The sequence below is a fragment of the Streptomyces sp. PH9007 genome (assembly GCF_059813725.1).
The window spans coordinates 5,466,217-5,486,595 of record NZ_CM187440.1 but is presented as its reverse complement, the minus strand read 5'-3'; the positions used below and the strand labels follow the sequence as shown (position 1 = coordinate 5,486,595).

General features: G+C 73.2%; 22 protein-coding genes and 1 pseudogene. 6 read left to right on the top strand and 17 right to left on the bottom strand.

Translation table 11 applies throughout. The features are described from left to right. The first annotated feature begins 58 nt into the window (after positions 1-58). A complete protein-coding gene (locus ACTFAP_RS25235; protein WP_495682451.1) occupies positions 59-418 on the top strand; it encodes a hypothetical protein in 360 nt (119 codons plus the stop codon). Here the strand turns inward: ACTFAP_RS25235 and ACTFAP_RS25230 are convergent. After that, positions 409-2,343, bottom strand: a complete 1,935-nt coding sequence (locus ACTFAP_RS25230; protein ID WP_500467490.1) for an AfsR/SARP family transcriptional regulator — start codon at positions 2,341-2,343, stop codon at positions 409-411. The genes ACTFAP_RS25235 and ACTFAP_RS25230 overlap by 10 nt on opposite strands. A 101-nt stretch (positions 2,344-2,444) precedes the next feature. Continuing rightward, positions 2,445-2,918 (bottom strand): MarR family transcriptional regulator, encoded by a 474-nt coding sequence (locus tag ACTFAP_RS25225; protein WP_495682449.1) that lies wholly within the window; start codon positions 2,916-2,918, stop codon positions 2,445-2,447. Positions 2,919-2,968: 50 nt separating this feature from the next. Here ACTFAP_RS25225 and ACTFAP_RS25220 point away from each other — a divergent pair, with 50 nt between their 5' ends. Beyond that, entirely contained in the window at positions 2,969-3,433 is a 465-nt protein-coding gene (locus ACTFAP_RS25220) for a MarR family winged helix-turn-helix transcriptional regulator (protein ID WP_500467489.1), read from the top strand. Positions 3,434-3,524: 91 nt separating this feature from the next. Here ACTFAP_RS25220 and ACTFAP_RS25215 read toward each other — a convergent pair. From ACTFAP_RS25215 to ACTFAP_RS25160, 12 genes and pseudogenes are all read right to left on the bottom strand, one after another. Beyond that, a pseudogene (locus ACTFAP_RS25215) lies at positions 3,525-3,741 on the bottom strand (SARP family transcriptional regulator); the annotation flags it as partial. A 174-nt stretch (positions 3,742-3,915) separates the two neighbouring features. Further along, positions 3,916-4,521: a GNAT family N-acetyltransferase gene (locus tag ACTFAP_RS25210; RefSeq protein ID WP_200368465.1), complete on the bottom strand. Its 606-nt coding sequence runs from the start codon at positions 4,519-4,521 to the stop codon at positions 3,916-3,918. A gap of 125 nt (positions 4,522-4,646) precedes the next feature. Next, complete coding sequence (locus ACTFAP_RS25205; RefSeq protein ID WP_495682447.1) at positions 4,647-5,165, bottom strand: anthrone oxygenase family protein; 519 nt, start codon at positions 5,163-5,165, stop codon at positions 4,647-4,649. A gap of 76 nt (positions 5,166-5,241) precedes the next feature. Further along, a complete protein-coding gene (locus ACTFAP_RS25200) occupies positions 5,242-6,231 on the bottom strand; it encodes a zinc-dependent alcohol dehydrogenase family protein (RefSeq protein WP_400008473.1) in 990 nt (329 codons plus the stop codon). Beyond that, positions 6,228-7,139 (bottom strand): carbohydrate ABC transporter permease, encoded by a 912-nt coding sequence (locus tag ACTFAP_RS25195; protein WP_390122158.1) that lies wholly within the window; start codon positions 7,137-7,139, stop codon positions 6,228-6,230. Before ACTFAP_RS25195 ends, ACTFAP_RS25200 begins: the two co-directional genes overlap by 4 nt. Then, positions 7,136-8,077, bottom strand: a complete 942-nt coding sequence (locus tag ACTFAP_RS25190) for a carbohydrate ABC transporter permease (RefSeq protein ID WP_030730954.1) — start codon at positions 8,075-8,077, stop codon at positions 7,136-7,138. The genes ACTFAP_RS25195 and ACTFAP_RS25190 overlap by 4 nt, the downstream gene beginning before the upstream one ends. After that, positions 8,074-9,438, bottom strand: a complete 1,365-nt coding sequence (locus ACTFAP_RS25185; protein WP_030730952.1) for an ABC transporter substrate-binding protein — start codon at positions 9,436-9,438, stop codon at positions 8,074-8,076. Before ACTFAP_RS25185 ends, ACTFAP_RS25190 begins: the two co-directional genes overlap by 4 nt. 83 nt (positions 9,439-9,521) lie before the next feature. Beyond that, positions 9,522-10,283, bottom strand: a complete 762-nt coding sequence (locus ACTFAP_RS25180) for a DeoR/GlpR family DNA-binding transcription regulator (RefSeq protein ID WP_030730950.1) — start codon at positions 10,281-10,283, stop codon at positions 9,522-9,524. 266 nt (positions 10,284-10,549) lie between these two features. Next, positions 10,550-12,616: a DUF5107 domain-containing protein gene (locus ACTFAP_RS25175; protein ID WP_500467487.1), complete on the bottom strand. Its 2,067-nt coding sequence runs from the start codon at positions 12,614-12,616 to the stop codon at positions 10,550-10,552. A 96-nt stretch (positions 12,617-12,712) separates the two neighbouring features. Then, positions 12,713-12,958: a hypothetical protein gene (locus tag ACTFAP_RS25170; RefSeq protein WP_030730947.1), complete on the bottom strand. Its 246-nt coding sequence runs from the start codon at positions 12,956-12,958 to the stop codon at positions 12,713-12,715. An 84-nt stretch (positions 12,959-13,042) separates the two neighbouring features. Continuing rightward, a complete protein-coding gene (locus ACTFAP_RS25165) occupies positions 13,043-13,465 on the bottom strand; it encodes a CBS domain-containing protein (RefSeq protein WP_453853304.1) in 423 nt (140 codons plus the stop codon). Positions 13,466-13,575: 110 nt separating this feature from the next. After that, the gene (locus ACTFAP_RS25160; RefSeq protein ID WP_495682445.1) at positions 13,576-14,112 is read right to left on the bottom strand and encodes a mycothiol transferase; all 537 of its coding nucleotides are present in this window, start codon (positions 14,110-14,112) and stop codon (positions 13,576-13,578) included. A 149-nt stretch (positions 14,113-14,261) separates the two neighbouring features. On the opposite strand from ACTFAP_RS25160, the gene ACTFAP_RS25155 reads away from it, so the two are divergent. The 3 genes from ACTFAP_RS25155 (at position 14,262) to ACTFAP_RS25145 (ending at position 15,863) form a co-directional block, all read left to right on the top strand. Beyond that, on the top strand, positions 14,262-14,681 hold the full coding sequence (locus tag ACTFAP_RS25155) for a pyrophosphohydrolase domain-containing protein (RefSeq protein WP_495682444.1): 420 nt from the start codon (positions 14,262-14,264) through the stop codon (positions 14,679-14,681). Positions 14,682-14,716: 35 nt separating this feature from the next. Then, positions 14,717-15,160, top strand: coding sequence for an HIT family protein (locus ACTFAP_RS25150; RefSeq protein ID WP_500467486.1), 444 nt, complete (start codon positions 14,717-14,719; stop codon positions 15,158-15,160). Between the two features lie 136 nt (positions 15,161-15,296). After that, positions 15,297-15,863 (top strand): SMI1/KNR4 family protein, encoded by a 567-nt coding sequence (locus tag ACTFAP_RS25145; protein WP_500467484.1) that lies wholly within the window; start codon positions 15,297-15,299, stop codon positions 15,861-15,863. Here ACTFAP_RS25145 and ACTFAP_RS25140 read toward each other — a convergent pair. From ACTFAP_RS25140 to ACTFAP_RS25130, 3 genes are all read right to left on the bottom strand, one after another. Beyond that, positions 15,853-16,788, bottom strand: coding sequence for a S66 peptidase family protein (locus ACTFAP_RS25140; RefSeq protein WP_500467482.1), 936 nt, complete (start codon positions 16,786-16,788; stop codon positions 15,853-15,855). The genes ACTFAP_RS25145 and ACTFAP_RS25140 overlap by 11 nt on opposite strands. Continuing rightward, positions 16,785-18,791 carry a S9 family peptidase gene (locus tag ACTFAP_RS25135; RefSeq protein WP_500467481.1) on the bottom strand — a complete coding sequence of 669 codons (2,007 nt, stop codon included), beginning with the start codon at positions 18,789-18,791 and terminating at the stop codon, positions 16,785-16,787. Before ACTFAP_RS25135 ends, ACTFAP_RS25140 begins: the two co-directional genes overlap by 4 nt. A gap of 163 nt (positions 18,792-18,954) precedes the next feature. Continuing rightward, the gene (locus ACTFAP_RS25130) at positions 18,955-19,503 is read right to left on the bottom strand and encodes a TetR family transcriptional regulator (protein ID WP_495682439.1); all 549 of its coding nucleotides are present in this window, start codon (positions 19,501-19,503) and stop codon (positions 18,955-18,957) included. Between the two features lie 96 nt (positions 19,504-19,599). On the opposite strand from ACTFAP_RS25130, the gene ACTFAP_RS25125 reads away from it, so the two are divergent. Further along, positions 19,600-20,349 (top strand): alpha/beta fold hydrolase, encoded by a 750-nt coding sequence (locus ACTFAP_RS25125; RefSeq protein WP_500467479.1) that lies wholly within the window; start codon positions 19,600-19,602, stop codon positions 20,347-20,349. Positions 20,350-20,379 lie beyond the last annotated feature (30 nt).

The following is a 20,379-nucleotide window of genomic DNA, read 5'->3' as shown; positions in this document are numbered from 1 at the left end:
ACCGGAGTCCACCGCCGATACTCTGATGGACGTATCGCCCGTCGCACATGGAGACGTCATGAAGCTGTTCATCGGGGCGCTCCTCGTGCTGCCGGCCGTGCTCCTGTCCGCCGCCGGGGTGGCCGCGCTCACCGGGGGCCGGGTGCTGCCGACGAGCCGCCGCGCGGTCCGCAGCCCCCGCCGCTACGGCTGGGGCCAGCTGCTCCTCGCCCTCGCGCTGTGCTGGCAGGCGGTCTTCCTGCTCGCAGTCGACGACATCGCCACCCGCCAGTGGGGCACCCTGTCCGGCAGCGTGCTGCTGCTGGCCGGGGTGCTGGTCGCGTTCACGGGCACCCGGCGGGCGCAGGCCGGGGACGGGGACGGGGACGTCCGGCCCGGGGGCGTTCAGGCCCTGGACGTCCGGGCCGCTCAGAGGTAGTCGGCGACCGGCCCCAGAGTCAGCAGACCGCTGCCCGCGCCGGCCAGTTCGCCGGCGGCGGGGGCGAGTTCGGCCCGGGCCCGGCGCAGCGTCTCCCGGTCCCCCAACAGTGCGGCGGCCCTCGCCGTCAGGCACCACATCGCCTCGTACAGCAGGTCGTAGGGCGGTGGTGGGAGGGTACGCAGCGCGGCGGCGGCCTCGGCGCGGCGGTCGCGGGCCAGCAGGAGCAGCGGACGGGTCCACGGCGCGTACGGGCCCCAGTCCGCCGCCCGGTACGGCGCGCCGCCCGCCGCCTCGGGCTCCAGGGGCAAGCCGTGCCGTAGCCGCAGGCCGAGCAGGGCCAGCGGCAGCAGGCCCGCCGCCAGGCCCGGCATTCCGGCGTCGGGCAGCCGGTCCGCCGCCGCCCGGTACGCCGCCTCCGCCTGGGGTACGGGGCCGGTCTCGGCGAGCTTCAGCGCCCCGTACCACTGCGTGAACACCCCGACCAGCGGCCGGTCGTAGCGTTCGGCGAGCCGTTCGGCCGCCGCCGCCTGGGCGTCCGCCCCGGCGAAATCGCCCCGGGCGCACCGCGCCTGGAGGCGGATCAGCCGGCCGAGGATCCCGTAGCTGGGCAACGCGTGGCGTTCGCAGAGCGTCACCAGCTCGGCGCCGATCTCCTCCCGCCGGCCGGCGAGCCCCGACCCCCGGCAGCTCTGCATGAACAGGCCGTTCAGCGCGAACGCCAGCAGCGGCGCGTCACCCAGCTCGCGCGCCAGTTCCACCGCTTCGCCCGCGGCCCGCGGGCCCCGCGCCGACCGTGTCCCGCGCGACTCGACGGCGACGGTGGCCAGCAGCCGGGCGCGCGCCGCCGGGTGCGCGTCCGGCGGCAGGGCGGCCAGGGTGCGCTCGGCGGAGGCCACCACCTGCGCGGCGTGCTCCGGGTCATCGACGCGGGTCCAGATCGCGGGGACGTCGTACGCGCCGATCACCCGCGCCGTCAGTTCGGGGTCGCCCAGTTCCTCCGCCGCCGCGACGGCGGCCGTCCGCTGGTCGCGGGCGGCCTCCAGGCCGCCGCCCCCGGTGACCGCCAGTTCGCGCAGCAGCCCCACCGTCGACTCCAGCCGGACCCGGGACCCGCCGCCCACCGCGCGGTCGTAGGCGGCGGCCGTGCGTTCCCACACCTGCTCCACCCCGCCCGCCGCGCCCTCCAGGTGCCCGGCCTGGGACAGAATGTCCGCCTCCAGGCGGCGCAGCGCGGGCCCGGGGTCCACCCCCAGCTGCTCGACCAGCAGCGCGCGGGCACGGCGCAGCACGGCCAGCGCGTCGCCCTGGCGGCCGGTGCGGTAGAGGGCCAGGGCCAGCAGCCGCCAGCCGTCCTCGCGCCAGGGGTGCTCGGCGGCGTGCGCGTCCAGGTCGGGGACGGCCTCGGCCGCACGGCCCCGGTCCAGCAGCAGCCGGGCTCGGCGCTCCACGGCCTGCAGCCGCAGTTCGCCCAGGCGGGAGCGTTCGGTACGGGCCCAGGGGGCGTCGGCGACGTCCGCGTAGGCCGGTCCGCGCCACAGGTCCAGGGCCTCGGTCAGTCCGTCGGGGGTGGTGGCGGCGGCGACCGCCGAGGAGAACCGCTCGGCGTCCACCGTCTCCGGGTCGGCGCGCAGCGCGTACCCGGGGCCCTCGGTGATCAGCAGCCGGGCGGGGGTGCGGGGCGGCCGGTCCGGTTCCAGGGCGCGGCGCAGCGCGGCGACGAAGGTGCGCAGGGCCGGTACGGCACCGGCCGGCGGCTCGTCCCACAGGTCCGCGACCAGTCGGGGAACGGGGACGACGCGGCGGCGGGCGACGAGCAGCCGGGCGAGGACGGCCCGGTGCCGTGGCCCCTTGAGGGCGATCGGACGCCCGCTGTCCGCGTCCCGTGCCGTGACCGGCCCCAGTACCTCGAACTCCACCCGCACCCCCTCACGGTACTCATCGGCCGCGCGTCCGCGCCCCGAAGGGTGATGGCACGGGCCCTTCCGAGCCGCGCGCTCGGCTCCACCCGCCGCGCGCCGGGGACTCAGTCGGCGTCGGGGGTCATCTGGGCGAAGGAGGTGACGAATGTGGTGATGAGCCGGGCGAACTCGGACCGGTCGGTGTCGGGCCAGTCCGCCATAACCCGCGCGAAGACCTCCTGCCGGAACCGGTGTGTGCGGTCGAGTTGTTCCTGCCCGGAGCCGGTCAGGGTGATCAGCGTGCGCCGGGCATCGGACGGGTCGGTCCTGCGCTCCAGCAATCCTTCCCCGGCGGCACGGAGCACCAGCCGGCTCGCCCTCGGCTGGTCGACGCCGAGCGCGGTGGCGACGTCCGTGACAGAGCACGGTGTGTCACGGTCCTCGATGACATCCAGCACGCTGAACAGCGTGGGGTCGATCGGCTTGCCGCCATCGCGTGGTGCCAGCCGCCCCAGTGACCGGCGGGTCTGGCTGCGGCGGATCGCCACCATGGCCCGTTCGACGGCGGCGACCGCCTTGTCCTGTTCCCTCTTCGACATGCATGCTAGATTACAACAGTTGTCAAAGGACATGCATAGGGGGGATGGTCATGACCGGCCTGCCCCAGCAGCCCAACGTCCGCGAGCAGCGGCCGTTCGGCTACTGGCTGAAGCACATCGACAGGGCGATCGAGGAGCACATGAGCCGGCTGTTCGCCAGGGACGGTCTGAACCGGCGGGGGTGGCAGGTACTGAACACCCTCGCGTACGGCCCGATCACCGTCGCCGAACTCGACGACACGATGGCCGTGTTCCTTTCTCCCGACGAGCCGACCACGCGCCCGTGCGTCGACCGGCTTGCCGAGCGTGGCTGGACGTCCACGGCTGACAACGGGGCTGTGACGCTGACCGGCGAGGGCCGACGGGCGCACCAGCGGATCTCCGAGCAGACCGGGGTGCTGAGAGTTCGGATGATGGAAAGTCTCTCGCCCGAGCAGTACACGGTGTTGATGGAACTGCTCCAGAGGGTCGCCACCCATCTCGACGCCCTGGCGGTCGAAACGCCCGGACGGTAGCCGTCATCGCACATCCCTCTCGCCGCTCGGGCCTGCCAACGGCCCTCCGCCGGGCATCACCGCCACCGAGAAGGCGAAGAACACGCCCGCCACGCAGGCTGCCCTCAGCGGTGCGCAGGGCCGGTACTGCGCCGGCGGGGCGGCTCGTCCCGCAGGTCGGCGACCAGCCGGGGGACGGGGACAACGCGGCGGCGGGAGACGAGCAGCCGGGCGAGGACGGCGCGGTGGCGCGGCCCCTTGAGGGGGATCGGGCGCCCGGCGGCGTCCCGCGCCGTGACCGGCCCCAGCACTTCGAAGTCGACCCGCACCCGTTCACCGTACTCATCGGCTGCTCGTTCGCGCCGTGGAGGGTCGCAGGGGTCGGCTGGGGTCACTTCATGGCCGAGGAGGCGCCGGCCGGGGTGGCGGCCCGGCTGCGGGAGCTGCTGGCCCGATGGACGCGATGGAGGGGCTCGGCCGGCCCGCCGGGCCCGCGGCGTGTCTCAGCGCGGGTCCTTGCGCATGCACCAGGTGCGGGGTCCGTCGTCGGGCAGGCGGACGTCGGCCGTGACCCGGAAACCGAGCCGCTCGTAGAAGGTGACGTTGCGCTCGCTCGATGTTTCCAGGAACACCGGCACTCCCGCCTGTCCGGCTTCCCGGAGCCCTGGGAGCAGCACCGCGCTGCCCAGGCCCCGGCCCTGCGCCTCGGGGGCGGTGGCCACCGTCTCCAGGAACCAGCCCGGTTCCTGCGGCCGGTGGGGTGCGAGGGCCTCTTCCGCCGAGGCGTAGGCGGCGGCCCGGTCGCCGCTGAGTTCGGCGAAGACGGGTGCGAGTGCCTCGAAGGCGGGTGACGGGTCCTGGCCGGGCACCGCCCAGACGGCCACGGCACGGCCGCCGTCGGCGGCCCACACGCGGCCGTACTCCCTGCCGATACGGGTCAGACACAGCTCCTGGAAGCGCCGGACCCGGTCCTCGTGGCCGTCCGCGGCGATGACGTGCCGCGTGAACGGGTAGTCGGCGAAGGCTCGGGCGAGGGTGTCGACGGCGGTGGGGACGTCGGCGTCCGTGAGGGGGCGTACGGAGGCGGAGCGGGGGTCGGGCGAGCTGATCACCGGACCATCCTCACCATGCCTCGTCGTGGCGGCAACCGTTTTTGCCGGCCGTGCCGCAGGCCCGGGTCCGGGTGTCCGGGCCGGGCCCGGCCGGGCTCGCGGCGCTGTCCGGCGCGCGCCGCTCATCCCGCGCGCCCGGCGGCGGGGCCGCGCGCCCACAGGTACAGGGCGAGCGCCGTCAGCAGAACGGTGAGCGCGCCGAAGGAGGCGCGCACCGTGTTCCAGGCCGTCCAGCGCGGCGCGTAATCGGCCCACAACCGGGCCGCGTGCCCGGCGGACTCGGGCGCGCCGGCCGCCGCCAGCACGTCGTTCAGCGGGACGTTGACGATCGCGGTGGGGGCGAACGCGCCCAGCACGTACGTCCCCGCCGCCGCGAACAGCGCGCACGCGGCGCCGCGTTCCCCCAGGAGCAGCAGCACGACGCCGCCACCCACCGCCAGCAGCGGCACGCCGACGAAGGCCCCGAGGAAGAGCGGGTTGAGGATGCGTTCGTTGACGCTCTGCATCGCCGTGACCGAGTGCGTGGGGTCCACGGCGTTCAGGCCGGGCATCACCGCCACCGAGAACGCGAAGAACACGCCCGCCACGCAGGCAGCCGTCAACAGGGTCGCGGCCAGCAGGGCCGCCGCCAGGATTGCCATGCCCGCCAGTCAAACGCGCGGAGCCGCGCCTCTCCATCGTCGAGAGGCGCGGCTCCATGCGTGAGCGTCCAGCGCGTTACGGGGTGACCACGATCTTGCGGCCGACGCCCTTCGCGAACTGGTCCAGCGCCTGCGGGTACTGGTCCAGCGGGAGGCGGTCGCTGATGAAGATCTGCGGGTCCAGGATGCCGCCGGCGAACAGGTCGGCGGCCCGCTCGTAGCTGTGCAGCACCGCCATGGAGCCGGTGATGGTGATCTCCTGGTTGTAGATCTTGTACGGCTCGATGGTGGCCGTGGTCGCGTAGTCGGCGACGCCGAACTGGAGGAACGTGCCGGCCTTCGCGACCCGGCCCAGACCGTCCTGGATGGCGGCGGCGTTGCCGGTGGCGTCGATGACGATCTCCCAGCCCTGCGGCCGGTCCAGCTCGTCCGCCGAGCCGGCCGCCGCGCTGACGCCCAGGGTGCGGGCGGTGGCCAGGCGCTCGGGGTTGATGTCCACGATGTCCACGCCGCTGGCGCCGGTGCGCTTGGCCAGCTCCAGCATCATCAGGCCCATGGTGCCCGAGCCGTAGATGAGCACCCGCGCGCCTAGCACGGAGTTCATCACGTCGTAGCCGCGCACCGCGCAGGACAGCGGCTCGATGAGCGCCGCGTCCTGGGTGCTGACGTGCTCGGGCAGCTTGACGCAGTTGGCGACCGGCGCGACCGCGTACTCGGCGGCCCCGCCCGGCACGGACACGCCGATGGCGCCCCAGCGCTCGCACATGTTGGCGTGGCCGTTGCGGCAGAAGCGGCACTCGTAGCAGTACAGCGACGGATCGACCGCCACCCGGTCGCCGATGGCGACCTCGGTGACGTCCTTGCCGATGCCGACGACCTCGCCCGCGAACTCGTGGCCCGGGATGATGGGCAGGGTCGGGGCGAACTCGCCCTGGAGGATGTGCAGATCGGTGCCGCACAGCCCGCAGGCCGCGACCTCCACCACCACATCGCGCGGCCCCGGGGTGGGGTCGGGAACGGTGGTCAGGGAGACCTTGCCCACGGACTCGATGAGTGCGGCTTTCACTTGACTGCTCCTAGCGACAGGCCCTGGACCAGCTTGTCCTGGGCGGCGAAGCCGGCGGCGAGCACCGGCAGGGAGATGGCGAGGGACGCGGCCGACACCTGGGCCAGGAACAGGCCCTGGCTCGTGATGAAGCTGGTCAGGAACACCGGCGCGGTCTCGGCCATGACACCGGTGAGCACCTTGGCGAACAGCATCTCGTTCCAGCTGAAGATGAAGCAGATCAGCGAGGTGGCGGCGATGCCGGGCGCCACGACGGGCCCCACCACCCGGAAGAGGATGACCGGCAGCTTCGCGCCGTCGATCTGCGCGGCCTCGATGAGCGAGGGCGGCACCTCGGCCAGGAAGGACTGGAGCATCCACACCGCGATCGGCAGGTTCATCGAGGTGTACAGCAGGACGAGCAGCCAGATGTTGTCCAGCAGACCGGTGTTCTTGGCGAACAGGTACAGCGGCAGCAGACCCGCGATGGCCGGCAGCATCTTCGTGGACAGGAAGAAGAACATCGCGTCCCGCCACCCCTTCACGGGGCGGATGGACAGCGCGTACGCGGCGGGCAGCGCCAGCAGCAGCACCAGCAGCGTGGAGGAGAGCGACGCGGTGAGCGAGTTGATCAGCGGCGGCCACGGGCTGGCGCCGTCCGAGCTGAAGAACTCCCGGTAGCTGTCCAGGGTCAGCGGCGCGGTCAGGGCCGGCGGGTTGCTGGCGGCGTCCGACTCCGCGTGGAAGGAGGTGAGCACCATCCAGGCCACGGGGAGGAAGAAGACCAGCCCGGCGAACCAGGCGAGGAACGCCGGGATCGCCGACAGCACCCGCCGGGGGCGGCGCGGGGTGCCGGTGGCCGGCTTGCGGGCCGGCGGGGGCGTCTTGGCCGGCGGAGTGGCTGCGGTCGGGGTTGTGGTCGTGCTCATGCTCGGCTTCCCTCCTCGCGGAAGAGCGAGGACACCACGCGCAGGGCGAACATGGCGATGATCAGGGAGCCGATGACCACCAGCACACCGGCCGCCGAGGCCACCCCGTACTCCTGCGCCTGGTAGAACTCCTGGTAGATCGCGAACGGCAGGTTGGCCGTGTCCAGGCCGCCCCGGGTGATGGTGTACACCGCGTCGAAGTTCTGCACGATGTAGATGGAGCCGAGCAGCGCTCCCAGTTCCAGGTAGCGCCGCAGGTGCGGCAGCGTCAGGTGGCGGAAGATCTGCCAGTTGTCCGCGCCGTCGAGCCGGGCCGCCTCGTACTGCTCCAGCGGGCGGCTCTGCAGGCCGGCCAGCAGGATCAGCGTCATGAACGGGGTCCACTGCCAGATCAGCGACACCGCGACCGCCGGCAGCGGCATCTCGGAGATCCAGTCGGGCTGCGGCGGGGTGAAGCCCAGCAGGTCGCCGAGCCACACCAGCATGCCGTTGAGCAGGCCGTACTCCGGGTTGTACAGGACGTGCTTCCACATCAGGGCGGCGGCCACCGGCACCAGCAGGAAGGGGGTGATCATCATGGTGCGCACCAGGCCCCGGCCGCGGAACTTGCGGTCCAGCAGCAGGGCGATGGCGAGGCCGAGCACGAGGCTGATGAGCACGACAGACGCGGTGAGCACGGCCGTGGTGACGACCGAGGACCGCAGCGCGTCGTCGGACAGCACGGTGGAGAAGTTGCCGAAGCCGTTGAAGGAACGGTCGTCGGGGTAGAGGGCGTTCCAGTCGAAGAGCGAGATCACCAGGGTCGCCACGAAGGGCAGCTGGGTGACCACGATCATGAAGATGAGGGCGGGCAGCAGCGGGGCGCGGAGGGCCCACGCCTTCGCCCGGGAGGAAGCCCCGGGCGAAGGCGTCGCCGCCGTAGCGGTCGGCGTGGTCATCGGTTGCGGTACTCCTCGGCCACTGCGTCGGCCAGGGTCTGGGACTTGGCGAGGGCCTGCTCAACGGTCTGCCGGCCGGCGATCGCGGAGCTGATCTCCTGGGAAACCTTGGTGCCCAGGTCGGCGAACTCGGGGATGGTCACGAACTGGATGCCGGGCACCGGGCGGGGCTGGACACCGGGGTTGATCGGGTCGGCCGCGGCGATGGCGTCGTGGGTCACCTGGTAGAAGGCGGCGGCGTGCTCCTGGTAGTCCGCGTTCTCGTAGGTGGAGGCGCGCTTGCCGGCCGGGACGTTGGACCAGCCGAGGGTCTCACCGACCAGCTCCTCGTACTCCTTGCTGGACGCCCAGGAGATGAACTCCCAGGCGGTGTCGGCCTTCTGGGAGGCCGCCTGGACGCCCCAGGCCCAGGTGTAGAGCCAGCCGGAGGAGTCGGTCTGCTCGACGGGGGCGGGCACGTAGCCGATGTTGCCGGCCACCGGGGAGTCGTCCGCCTCCAGGGAGCCGGCGCCGGCGGTGGCGTCGTACCACATGGCGGTGTTGCCCTGGACCATGTTGTTCAGGCACTCGGCGTAGCCTGCCTGGGCGGCGCCGGACTGGCCGTGCTCGCGCACCAGGTCGACGTAGAACTGGGTGGCCTCGGTGAACTCGGGCGAGTCCAGCTGGGCTTCCCAGTCCTCGGTGAACCAGGTGCCGCCGAAGGTGTTGACGACGGAGGTGAGCGGGGCGATGACCTCGCCCCAACCGGGCAGGCCGCGCAGGCAGATGCCCTTCATGCCGGACTCGGCCGCGTCCACCTCGGCGGCGAGTTCGGCGACCTCGGTCCAGGTGGGCTGCTCGGGCATGGTCAGCCCGTGCTCCTCGAAGACGTCGGTGCGGTACATCAGGAAGGAGGACTCACCGTAGAACGGCTGGGCGTAGAGCTTGCCGTCCTCACCGGTCAGCGACAGCTGGATGGGGGTGAGGATGTCCTGGACGTCGTAGGCCTCGTCGTCGCGCAGGTACGGGTCCAGCTCGTGGAGCCAGCCGTTGCGGGCGTAGATCGAGGTCTCGTAGTTGCTGATGGTGGCGACGTCGTACTGGCCGGCCTGGTTGGCGAAGTCCTGGCTGATCTTGTCGCGGACCTCGTTCTCCGGGAGGACGGTGAAGTTCACCTTGATCCCGGTGTCCTTGGTGAAGTGGTCCGCGGTGAGGCGTTGCAGCTGGGTCATCTGCGGGTTGTTGACCATCAGGACGTTGATGCTGTCGCCGTCGCCCGAGCCGGAGCCTCCTCCGGCTCCGGCGCAGGAGGCGAGGAGGGCCCCGGCCACCGTGACGGCGGCGGCGGTACGGATGGCGCGTCGGCTCTGACTGCGGCGCATGGTCGGTACTCCTGGTGATTCCGGGCGTGCGGCGTTGCACCGCCCGCGGGGGTGTGCGGAGAAGAGAGCGGGGTTCTCGTGGTTCAGACGCGGATGACCTGCGGGCCCTGGAGCGTGTAGCGGTGGGCCTCGGCGGTGGAGAGGCTGTTGCTGGTGACGATCACATCCAGGTCGGTGACGGAGGCGAAGCGGCAGAAGCTGGCGGCACCGAACTTGGTGTGCACGCCGGCGAACACCCGGCGCCGGGAGGCGCGTACGGCCTGCTGCTTGACTTCGCTGACGGCCGGATCGGGGGTGGTGAGGCCGTGTTCGCGGGAGATGCCGTTGGCGCCGATGAACGCCAGGTCGATGACGAAGCCGGACAGCATCCGGGTGGTCCAGTGGTCGACGGTGGCCAGGGTCCCGCCGCGCACCCTGCCGCCCAGCAGCAGGACGTTGAAGCCGGGCACGGTGGCGAGGGTGCCGGCGATCGCCAGGGAGGCGGTGACGATGGTCAGGGTGCGGTCCCTGGGAAGGGATTCGGCGATGAGCTGGGGGGTGTAGCCCTCGTCGATGAAGATCGTCTCGGCCTCGCCGGTGAGTTCGGCGGCGGCGGCGGCGATGCGCCGCTTCTCGGGGACGTGCATGGTGGAGCGGAAGGCGAGCGTGGTCTCGAAGCCCGCGCTCTCGACCGGGTAGGCGCCACCGTGGGTGCGGCGCAGCAGTCCGTGGGCCTCCAGGGCGCGCAGGTCGCGGCGTACGGTCTCCTTGGCGACGCCGAGTTCCTCGGCGAGGGCGCCCACTTCGACGGAGCCGGCCCGCCGTGCCGCGCCGACGATGGCGCGCTGGCGTTCCTCAGCGGTCATTGACGTCCACGCTCCTTACCCGCACAGCTGCGTTGCTGTCGCTGCCCGTTCGGGCCGCACGGAGAGTTCTACCGTTGGGAATGGGGCGCGGAACAGAGCAGCTGTTCGGGTTTTCCTGCCCGATTGTGCCCGTTCGGTCGCGTGGGTGGTCGCTTCGGGCCGTTCGCGGACAGCGCTTTCCATGTGCCGTACGGGCGCCCGTACGGGCACGGGGGGATGCCCGTTTCGGGCCCGTTCGGTTCGGCGGGACGTGCCCGTACGGTCGTTCAGGCGGGTTCCGGGCTCCCTTCGGGGCGCATCCGGAAGTCGTGGTGAACGGGCAGCGGGTCCTCGGTGAGGGCGGCCCAGGTGGTGTGCAGGGACTCCTCGCCCTCGCGCAGATCCGGGATCTCGAAGTCCTCGGCGAGGAGGGCGCGGGCGGTGTCGCGCTCGCCGAGGGCCAGCGCGGTGCGGGCGGCCAGCAGCCGCTGCCGGCCGCGGGCGCGTACGGGTTCGGGCAGCCGCTCCAGCAGGGCGCGGGCCGCGTCCGGGCGTCCGGCGGTCAGCAGGGCGGTGACCGCTTCGGTGACGAGGGCGGTCACGGCGCGCCCGGCGGGGCTGTCGGCGGCGTTGTCGGTGGTGGGGCCGGCGGGCGCGTTGTCGGCGGGCGCGGCCAGGGCGAGTTCGGCGGCGGTCAGGGCCCGTTCGGCGGCGCGGTCGTGCTGCCCGGAGCGGGCATCGGCAATGGCCAGGGCACGCAGCGGCCAGGGGCTGGGGCCTTCGGCCAGGGCCCGTTCCCAGCTGCGGGCGGCCTGGGCCAGGTCGCCGGCGTGCCATTGGGCGATGCCCAGGTGGTAGTCGGTCAGCGGTCCGCCGGGGGTGGCGCATTCGAGCTTCTCGCGCCAGGCGCGGGAGACCAGGGTGGGTCCGGGCGGGGTGGCGGGCAGGGCGTGACCGGGGAGCCGGCCGCTCTCCAGGAGTTCCAGCCAGGGGCACTGCTCGGGGCCGAGCGCGTCGGGGCCGAAGGGGGTGCCGGGCAGTTCGTAGCCGCCGCGGGCGACTTCCAGGGCGCCCCAGCCGCTGCCGGTGTGCAGCAGGTCCGCGGGGGCCAGGTCGGCGTGCGGGAGCCAGGCGGCGTGGGCGGCGTCGAGGGCGGCGGCGGGCAGCGCGGCGTCCAGGGCCCGTTCGGTGTGGGCGCGGGCGTCCGCCCAGTCGGGCCCGTGGGTGCGGGCCGGGTCGGCGTGCAGCGGGCCGTACGCCTCCAGCCAGCTGAGTTCCTCGCCCGCGGGGAGCGGGAGGTGTTCGAGCTGGGTACGGGCGAGGCCGGCCTGGATCTCGGCGTATCCGGGGGTGCCGGGTTCGGTGAGCCAGCGCTGCCAGCGGCGTCCGCCGGGTCCGGTGCCCCACACGAACAGCTTGCGGCCCGGGAGGGCGGCGGTGGAGGTCTGGACGAGGCCGTGGCCGTCCTCCCGCAGGGCGGCGATCCACTTCCGGGCGGCGGCGGGCACGTCGTAGAAGTAGTCGGCCGGGTGGTGATCGCCGTGGGCGGGGCGGGAGCGGTCGGGCCCGCCCGGGTCGCCGGGGACGGGGACCGTGCGCAGCGCGCGCCGGTAGCCGAAGTGCCAGGCTTCCTCGGCGGGGACCAGGACCCGGGTGCCGGGGTGTTCGGGGACGGCGGTGTTGGACCACCAGTAGACCGGTGTGGCGTTGTCCTGGGGGTTGCGGATGCGAACGCCGACGTAGAGGAAGTCGGATTCCCGCGGGAGCCACAGGTCGACCTGGAAGGGGGTGTCGCGCAGCCGTTCCCACTCCCACAGCCGCAGCATCTGTCCGCCGTCGGGGGCGGGTACAGCGGCGGCGTGCAGCGGGGCGCAGGACAGGGCGGTGTGGCCGGTGGCGCCGATGTTCCATTCGATGCCGCCGGAGAACCAGGCGCCATTGAGGGCGAAGTTGGCCGGTTGCAGCACCGGGTTGCGGTACAGGAGTTCGCGCCCGGTGGCCTTGTGGAACAGCGAGTGGACGCGCCCGCCCCAGCCGGGCAGCACGGTGGCGCGCAGCCGGTCGTTCTCGATGACGAGGGTGGGGATCTCGGTTGCGGCGCGGGCGCGGCCGTAGCCGTCGTACACCGGGGCGGGCAGCACGGAGGTCAGCGGCGCGTACGCGGCCTGCCGGGCGGCGTCGGGCGGCAGCACCGCCAACTCCGCCGGGTCGAGCCGGTGGGCCTCGTCCAGCGGGAGGAGCGCGGGCAGCGGGTTGGGCGGGCCCAGCGGCGCGGCGGGGAGCGTGAGCGTGCCGCGGCGGACGGTCGTCCCGGGTCCTGCGGCGGCGCCGGCCGTGCTTCCGGTTCCTGTCATGAAACCCCTCGCTCCCCTCACCCCCGGCCGGGTGACCGACGCTGTGATGACCATGGAACACGGTCACCCACCCGGGTGAAAGAGGGCCCTGGGGGTTTATCTTCTGCGGTGTGTCAGATACATGCCGAGGAACAGGCCGATCAGGGCGGTGGCCAGCAGCGCCAGCCACAGCGGCATGATGACCTCGGGGATGAGGACGCGGATTTTGGTGCGCCCGGTGTTCTGGAAGACGAAGATCAGGACGAGAACGGCGACCACCAGGGCGACGATCCGGCCGGGGGTGAAGAAGTCCCCCAGCGGGGTGCTGCCGCTGGCCTTCCGGGGTCTGGGGTTGGATGCCATGCTCCCAGCATGGCCGCCCCCGCCGCCGCCCGCCCGGCGAGCGGCGCGGCGAGGTGCGTCCCGGGGGTCTGCCGGGGGGGAGGCTCAGGACGTGGCGTAGACACGTTCGACGAAGGTGGCCACCTGGTCGTCGGTGAGCGTCCTGGCCACGTCGGCCTCACTGATCATGCCGACCAGCTGCTTGTCGCCGTCGACGACCGGCAGCCGCCGGATCTGGTGCGTCTCCATCTCGGCGAGCGCGTCCTCCGCGCTGGCGTCGGCGGATATCCAGCGCGGAGTGCCCTCGCACAGATCCCCGGCCCGGACCTTGGAGGGGTCGTGGCCGGCGGCCACACACTTCACGACGATGTCGCGGTCGGTGACGATGCCCTGCATGCGCTCGTTCTCGTCGCAGACCGGCAGCGCGCCCACGTTCTGTTCACGCATCAACTGGGCGGCGCGGTCCAGGGTCTCGTTCATCGGGACGCACTGGGCGCCTCGGCTCATGATGTCCGCAGCGGTGGTCATGGTGGGACTCCTTTGCGTTCGCGTTCGCGATGTCGCCACGCGGGCCGCGCGAAAAGGGAGCCCATCGCGGCGTTCCCTCCACCGTAGTCCGGCTTGCCCCGGTTCGCTACCTACTCCCCCATGACACCGTCCGCCAGCTCGCGTACGACATCCAGGTGACCGGCGTGCCGGGCGTACTCCTGGAGCAGGTGGAAGAGGATCCAGCTCAGCGCCGGAGCCTGGCCGACCTGGCCGAACCGGCCGCCCCCCTCGGCCCGCGCCTCCAGAGCGACATCCGCGGTGATCGCCCGGGAGTCCTCGACATACCGGTGGAAGGTCTCCAGCACCTCGGCGGTGCTCACCCCGTCGGGCACCGCCCAGCGCTCCCGGCCCGAGGGCCCGTGGAACCAGTCGGCCCACGGCTCGTCGACCTCCTCGCCCAGAAAGCCCCAGCGCAGCCAGCGGCGCTCCACATGGGCCAGATGCCAGATCAGCTCCACCGGGGCCCACCCGGACGGCAGCCGGGAGCTGCGCAGCTCCTCCTCCGAGAGCCCGGCCAGCTTCGACAGCACCACCTCCCGGTAGTAGTCGAGGTAGTCGAGCAGCAGCTGACGCGGGTCGGCGATGTGCTTCCCGGGCTCGCTCGGCACCGTCGGATTCTCGCTCATCGTTTCTCTCCTTCGCCGGAAGCCCCGGAGCGGGCCTCTCGGGGGTACGGCACACCGGCCGGAGCCGCACGGATCGTCCACACCCCACCGCCGCCGAGCATACGGACCACCCGTCCCCCGCCCGCGCGGACACCCCCTAGGGTCGGGGCATGGATCACGAGCCGATGCGACGCGTTGCCGAGTTCCGCGAGACGTTCGACGGTCAGGCCGTGAGCGGGCGCCCCGAAACGGCCGAGCACCGGCGGACGTTGCTGGCCGAGGAAGCGCACGAGGCCGCCGAGGCCCTCACCTCCCTCGCGGAGGTCCTGCGCACGGGCGAGGACCCGCTCGGCGCGTACCGGGCCGTGGCCAAGGAACTGGCCGATGTCCTCTACGTCACCTACGGCACCGCGGACGCGCTGGGCATCGACCTGCCGGCCGTCTTCACCGAGGTCCACCGGTCCAACATGAGCAAGCTCGACGCGGACGGCCGTGTCCTGCGCCGGGCGGACGGGAAGGTACTCAAGGGTCCCGGCTACCAACCGCCGGTCCTGGAGGGCCTCGTCGCGTGGCCGCCGGCCGGCTCCTGACCGTCCCACTCCGCGCCCGGCCAGGGAGGCACTCCGTGCACCACCACGAACCCGCCGGCTACCACTGCCCGTTCTGCCACCTGACCCCTGACCGGGAAGCCGACGTGGTCTACCGCGACGAGCGGGTCTTCGCGCTGATCTGCCCCCGCTGGTGGCCGAGGAACGCGGGCCATCTGCTGATCATCCCCGTCGCCCACCACGAGAACATCTACGACCTCCCCACCGCCGACGGCCACGCCGTCTTCGACGCCACCCGCGCGCTGGCCCGCGCCCTGCGCACCGCCTACGACTGCGCCGGGGTCTCCACCCGCCAGCACAACGAACCCGCCGGCGACCAGCACGTCTGGCACTTCCACCAGCACCTCTTCCCCCGCTACCCCGGCGACGACCTGAACGCCACCGCCCCACAGCCCGACTGGCTCCCCGCCGCCCGCCGCCACGCCTACGCCGAACGCCTGCGCGCCGCGCTCAACTCCTAGCCGGGGGGCGGAGGCCCCGCCAGGGTGCCGGACCGGTCGTGGGACCACTGCTGATAGAACTTCCAACAGGCCGCCCTGTAGCGGCAGTTGATGTCATCGACGAGGCTCGCGAGCCCGCGGGAAGGACAGCAGATCCATGACGGACGACGCCGAGAGCAGCGTGCCACCCGCCCCGTGCCCGGGCACCCCCCAGGAGTGGCGGGCCTATCTGGCCGAGTACAGCGAGTGGTATCTGAGCAGCCTCGACGAGGACGAGCTGGGCGACGTGACGCAGGAGCAGTGCGACGCGCGCTGGCTCGGGCACGACCCGGCGGACGAGCGGGCGATCGCCGCGTCGGAGGAGCGCCTCGGGGTGGCCCTGCCGCCGAGTCTGCGAGCCTTCCTGCTCACCAGCGACGGCTGGGGACGCGTGGCGGAATGGGTCGACTCGCTGCGTCCGTGCGCCGAGTTCGCGTGGTTCCGCGACGAACACACGGGCTGGGCGAGCGAGGACGGCGGCGAGGAGGACGACGTCTTCCGGTACGGCCTCAGCATCGCCCGTGGTGAGGATGTCTTCCTGCTGGACACCAGCGATGTCCTGGAGAACGGCGAGTACCGGGCCTACCTTCTCGCGGTGAAGTACGGCGAACTCTCGGACCCCTGCGACAGCTTCAGCGAACTGCTCACTCTGGGCCGGGAGGAACTCCAGGACCTCATCGACTAGCCGCCCGCGTCACCGGGTCGGCGGGCGGGTCCGGGGTCAGGGTCCCCCGGTCGGCGTCCAGGGTGGCCGGGACGCCGAGGGGGACCGTCCAGGGATGGGGGCCGTGTCCGAAGCCCAGTTCTTCCACGATCGGCACACCGAGTGGCACGAGGCGGTCCGCCAGGACGGCGCGGACCTCCTCGTACGGGCCGCACTCCCGCCAGGAGCCGAGGGCGATGCCGGCCACCCCGTCCAGCCAGCCGGCGTTCAGGAGTTGGGTCAGCGCCCGGTCCAGCCGGTAGGGCTCCTCGCCGGTGTCCTCCAGCAGCAGGATGCCGCCGGCCGCCGAGGGTCTGACGTACGGGGTGCCGATCCCGGACGCCAGCAGGCTCGCGCAGCCTCCCAGCGTGATCCCGCGCGCCGTCCCGGGGGCCAGGGCACGGGCCGCCGGGGAGCCGATCGGACCGAGGTCGTGCGGGGTGAACAGGGCGCGGCGCAGACGTTCCCGGGCCACCGCGTCGTGGGTGAAGGCCGCGGTGCCCGGCATCGGGCCGTGCCAGCCGGGTACGCCCAGGCGGCGCGCGAACGCCTCGTGCAGTGCGGTGATGTCGCTGTAGCCGAGCAGGATCTTCGGCACCGCGGCGGCCAGCGCGTCCCAGTCGAGCAGCGGAAGCAACCGCTGGGTGCCGTAGCCGCCCCTGGCGCAGATCACCGCCGCGTTGTCCGGGTCGCACCAGGCCCGCTGGAGGTCACGGGCCCGGTGGGCGTCGGCGGCGGACAGATGGGGCAGCGGGGCCGGGCCGCCGTCCACGGCGGAGGGGGCGATACGGACCGTCAGTCCCCAGCCGCGCAGGATCTCGGTGCCCGCCGTGAGTACGTCCCGTTCCACCGGGCCCGCCGGGGCCACCACCGTGACCACGTCACCGGGGCGCAGCGCGGGGATCACCGGCGCAGCTCAAGCAGCGGCGCGTCCGGCCGGGTGATGCCGAAGGCGTCCAGGTACAGGGCCAGTTCGGATTCGATGGCGGTCACGATGGTGTCGGCACGGCGGAAGCCGTGGCCCTCGCCCTCGAAGGTGAGGTAGGCGTGCGGCACGGCGGGCCCGGGGCGCTCGGCGAGCGCCGCCAGCAGCCGGTCGGCCTGTTCCGGCGGGCAGATCACGTCGTTCAGCCCCTGCAGCAGCAGGAACGGTACGGTGATCCGCTCGGCGTGGTGCACCGGCGAGCGTTCGTGGTAGCGCTCGGGGACCTCGTCGTACGGGCCGATCAGTGAGTCGAGGTAGCGGGATTCGAAGTCGTGGGTGCCCGCCCCCGTCCAGCTCGCCAGATCGAGGATCGGGTAGCTGATGGTGCCGCAGCGGTAAAGACCGGCAGTGCCGGGGTCGGTGAGGGAGGCGGCGGCGGTCCAGCCGCCGGCGCTGCCGCCCCGGATCGCGAGCCGGTGCGGGTCGGCGGTGCCCTCGGCGGCGAGTCCGCGGGCGACGGCGGCGCAGTCCTCGACGTCGACCACGCCCCACTGTTCGCGCAGCCGTTCGCGGTAGGCGCGGCCGAAGCCGGTGGAGCCGCCGTAGTTGACTTCGGCCACGCCGATGCCGCGCGAGGTGAAGTAGGCGATCTCCAGGTCGAGGACGACGGGGGCGCGGGAGGTGGGGCCGCCGTGTGCCCAGATGACGTACGGCGGCAGCTCGTCCCGCGACTGCGGGACGGCGGCCAGCGGATGGGTGGGCGGGTAGACGGTGGCGTGGATCTCCCGCCCGTCCGGGCCGGTGAAGGTACGGGCGGCCGGGTGCGGGTAATAGGCGGGGTCGACGGGGTCGTGGTGGCGTTCGGCGAGCACCCTGGTGCGTCCGGTGGCGGTGTCCAGTTGCACGATCTCCCAGCCGGTGTGCGCTCCGGCGGCGATGCCGGTGACCCGGCTGCCCTGCACGGCCAGTCCGGGTGCCCATTCGCCGTGGCTGCCGGGGGCGTCGGCGAGTTCACCGCTCGCGGGGTCCAGGATGCCCAGGCGCAGACCGCCGCGCCCGTGCAGGACGGCGATGAGCCCGCCGTCCAGCGGTGCGAACCAGCGCCAGCCGATGCGCCACAGCCCCTCGGCGAACTCCTCCTCGCGCGCGCACAGCGGAACGGCGGTGCCGGTGTCGGGGTCGACGCGGTGCGGGTTCCACCAGCCGGTGCGGTCGGTGGTGGCCAGCAGGGTGCCGTCCGGGGCCCAGTCGGCCTGGGCGATGGCCTCGTCGGGGCCGCCGGCCAGGGTGCGCGCCCCGGTCAGGCGGCCGTCCTCGCCCAGGTCGGCGATCAGCAGTTCGGTGCCCTCCCAGGGCATCCGGGGGTGGTCCCAGGCGAGCCACACGGCGCGGCGCCCGTCCGGGGACGGCCGGGGGGTGGTGACGAACCGGTGGGCGGCGGGGGTGAGTTCGCGCAGCGCGCCCGGGTCCTGGGCGGCGGATCCGTCCAGCGGTACGGCGACGGCGACGCGCCGTACGGTGCCCGCCCGGTGCTCCTCCAGGACGGCCCACACCTCGCCGTGCCCGGGGCGCGGGTGCAGGTCGCACCAGCGCAGCTCGCGGTCGGCGGTGGAGGGCGGGGTGAGCGCGCGCGGCGCCGGGCCGCCGGGGGCGTCGGGTTCGACGGCGTGGATCCGCTGGTCGCCCTGGTCGGTGAAGACCACCAGCGGGCCGCCGGCCGGGCGGGCGATGCCCGCCCAGGGGTGGCCGCCGTACTCGATGACGCGGTTGCGGACGTTCCACGGCGCGGGCAGGACCGTTTCGGCGACGCCGCTCCCGTCCGGGCGCAGCCGCACCAGCGCGCGGCGGCCGCCCTCGGCGGGGCGCGGCGCCGTCCACCACAGTTCCTCGCCGACCGCGCCCAGGAACTCGGGCTTGCCGTCGTGGGCGGCGACCAGGGCGGCGTCGATCGGCGAGGGCCAGGTTCCGTAACGGTCGTGCGCCATCAGCTGCCTCCAGGGCGGTGTCGGTGGGGTCTTCACCAGCTCACCCGGGGATCGTTCCACGACCTCGGCCGGTGCTCCAGCCGCCGGCCGGGTGTGTTTCGCCCGGGGTGGGCGCGGGGCGACAGGCGTGCGGTGGAGGCGAGTTGGGGCCGGGACCGGCAGGTCAGGCTCGGGGGCCCGCGGCGAGGCCGGCCCGCAGCAGCTGGAGGTAGGCGTCGGTGGCCGCCGGGCGGCGCTCCTCGGGGTGCTCGCTGATGGCGTGGATCAGCCCGCAGAACAGTTTCAGCAGGTTCTCGCCGGTCAGCGCCGGGGCCGGGTCGATCCGTCCGAGCAACTGTGTTGCCCTGGCGGCCAGTTCGCCCTTGGCCTCGCGCAGCGAGTCCGTTTCGTCGGTGAGGGTGATCAGGACGTTGAACAGGCCAGGGCGGGCGAGCGCGGCGGCCAGCGCGGAGCGCAGGAACTCCTCCAGCGCCCGGTGCGGGTCGGTTTCCGCCCCGGCCTCCTCGGCGAGCCGGATGAGGTCGCGGGCGGAGACCTCCAGGACGGCTTCGAGCATCGCCCGCTGGGTGGGGAAGAGCCGGTAGACCGTCCCGACGCCGACCCCGGAGCGGCGGGCCAGCTCGTTCAGGGTCAGCTCGGTCTCCCCGGCGGCGATCGCCCGGTGCGCCTCGTCGAAGATCCGCTCTCTGTTCCGCGCCGCGTCGGCCCGCATGTGTCTGTCTCCCCTCGCCGCAGCAGGTGGATAGGTTATCAATTCAGCTGCTACGGTGAAATGGATAGCCTATCCACTTCACCTCATGGAGCTGCCATGACCGTTGTGTTCGTGCACGGAGTGCCCGAGACACCCGCCCTGTGGAACGCCCTCCGCGACCACCTCGACCGGCCCAGCACGGCCCTGCGCCTGCCCGGCTTCGGCAGCCCGCGCCCGGCCGGGCCACGGGGCAAGGAGGCGTACGCGTCCTGGCTGGCCGACGAACTGCGGGCCATCGGCGGCCCCATCGATCTGGTGGGCCACGACTGGGGAGCGCACCTGACCATGCGGGTCGTCTCGGCCCACGACGTGCCGGTGCGCAGCTGGGTCGCGGACGTCGCGCACGGCTGGCACCCCGACTACCGGTGGCACGAGGCGGGCACGCTGTGGCAGCGCAGCCCGGAGGGCGAGGAGTCACTGGCCGGACTGCGGGAGTCGGCCTCCGGCAGCGGGCACACCTTCGGCGACCTGCTCCGGCCCCGGGGCATGACGCCGGAGCTGGGCAAGGAGGTCGACGCGATCCACGACGAGGAGATGAGCGCGGCCGTCCTGGACCTCTACCGCTCGGCGTGGCCCAACTTCGCCGCCGACTGGGGCACGGACTTCGACCGTCCCGCCGCCGCGCCCGGCATGGTCCTGGTACCGACCGGGGACCCCATGGCCCGGCCGGCCATGGACGCCGAGGTGGCACGGCCCCTGGGGGCCCGGGTGGTCGAACTGGACGGCCTGACCCACTACTGGATGCTCCAGGACCCCGGGCGCGGCGCCCGCGTGCTGCGGGAGTTCTGGGACGGTCTCGGCGGCTGACCCGCCGCCCCTCCCCCGCCGTGGGGCGGG